The organism is Archangium sp. (assembly GCF_036389735.1).
GTDB lineage: Bacteria > Myxococcota > Myxococcia > Myxococcales > Myxococcaceae > Archangium.
On record NZ_DASVWK010000688.1, the window covers coordinates 1 to 1,748 of the forward strand.

General features: G+C 62.6%; 2 protein-coding genes. One reads left to right on the forward strand and one right to left on the reverse strand.

Annotated elements, in window-relative coordinates; genetic code table 11:
• Positions 1-170 precede the first annotated feature (170 nt).
• A complete protein-coding gene (locus VF794_RS24275) occupies positions 171-1,322 on the forward strand; it encodes an IS4 family transposase (protein ID WP_331114318.1) in 1,152 nt (383 codons plus the stop codon).
• 38 nt (positions 1,323-1,360) lie between these two features.
• On the opposite strand, the gene VF794_RS24280 is transcribed toward VF794_RS24275, so the two are convergent.
• The coding region (locus tag VF794_RS24280; RefSeq protein ID WP_331114322.1) for a transglycosylase SLT domain-containing protein at positions 1,361-1,748 on the reverse strand (388 nt) is incomplete at its 5' end.

The following is a 1,748-nucleotide window of genomic DNA, read 5'->3' on the forward strand; positions in this document are numbered from 1 at the left end:
GGGAGAAGAAAAACACACGGCGTCTGGCTCGCTCCCCACCAGCCAGACGCCGGCGGAGGGCGAAGCCGCCCTCGATCTGAGCCATCCCCTCATTTTAGCAAGCGAGGGAGGGAGCGTCGCGTAGGCTGACTGGTGCGAGAAGTAGGACCCGCATGCTTACTTCTGCGGTCATGCGCAAGCCTCGCCTTGATGACCAGCAAGTCCATGCCTTCCTGGAGTCGCTCTTCGAGGAGGACTTGCACGCCAAGCGCGTGCTGTCCCTGGCCTATGCCGTCCTGGGTGTCATTCACGCGGCCAGTCTGGGAGTGCATCTCATCGGCAAGGCCTTGGCGTGGGCGCGGGGCACGAAAAGCAAGCATGGCGTGAAGCAGGTGGATCGGCTCTTGTCCAATCAGGGAATCAACGTTTGGGAACTCTTCGCGCACTGGGTGCCCTACGCCTTGGGCCAGAGGAATGAGGCCGTCGTGGCCTTGGACTGGACGGACTTCGACGCGGATGGACAGACGACGCTGGTGGCGTCCTTGGTGGCCAGCCATGGGCGAACCACGCCGCTGGTGTGGCACACGGTGGAGAAGTCCGCCCTGGAGGGGATGCGCAACGAAACGGAGGATTTCGTGCTCCATCGACTGCGACAAGTCGTGCCCGAGGGGGTGAGGCTCACGGTGCTGGCCGACCGGGGATTTGGAGACCAGAAGTTCTACGCGTTGCTCGAGCAGTTGAAGTTCGACTACGTCGTGCGCTTCCGTCAGTGCATTCAAGTCATGGATGAAAAAGGAGAGAAGAAGAGCGCGGGCGAATGGGTGCCCGAGTCGGGGCGGGCGGTGAGCCTGACAGGAGCAAGGGTCACCCAGGACGAGGCGCCAGTGGGAGCGGTGGTGTGCGTGAAGAAGAAGGGAATGAAGGAGGCGTGGTGTCTGGCGACCAGCTTGAAAGAGTCGACCGCGGCCTTCGTGGTGGGGTTGTACGCCAAGAGGTTCCGGACGGAAGAAACTTTCCGCGACATGAAGGATTTGCGTTTTGGAATGGGCCTATCGTGGGTCCGGGTGCGCTCGGCGGACAGACGGGACCGGCTGCTACTGGTGAGTGCGCTCGCCTGCGCGCTCTTGACGCTCCTGGGGACAGCGGGAGAGAGCTTGGGAATGGAGCGCTATCTCAAGGCCAATACAGCGAAGACGCGCACCTACTCGCTCTTCCGTCAAGGCTGTGAGTATTACCAGGCCATCCCCATGATGCCGGAGGACCAATTACTGCCGTTAATGGAGCGATTCGCTGGCTTGCTGCGTGAGCAGCCTGTTTTCCAGGAAGTTTTCGGCCCAATATGAGGGGATGGCTCAGGCCCTCGATAGAAACCCTTCGTGACTCAGTAACCGACGTAGCCGCCGCCGTTGCCCATCGACTGCAGGCCGGGCACGTTGGACACCGAGCCGTAGCGGTCCACCGCGTAGCGCACCGCCGCCACGATGTTGTCCACCGGGTTGCGGATGTCGTCGTGTCCCGCCACCTTGTACGCATCGAACGTCGGCTGGATGGTCTGCATCAGGCCGATGGACGGGGTGCCGCGCCTGGCGTTGTCATCCCAGAGGTTGATGGCGTTGGGATTGCCGCTGGACTCGTGCTGGATGATCTTCGCGATGTCCTGGGGGTTCATCTTCTCCACGGGCACGCCCGCGGCCTTCAGCTTGTCCGTCGCCTGGCGGATCCAATCACCCACCTGGCCCTCGGGCAGCTCGCCGATCTCCTGGGGGCCC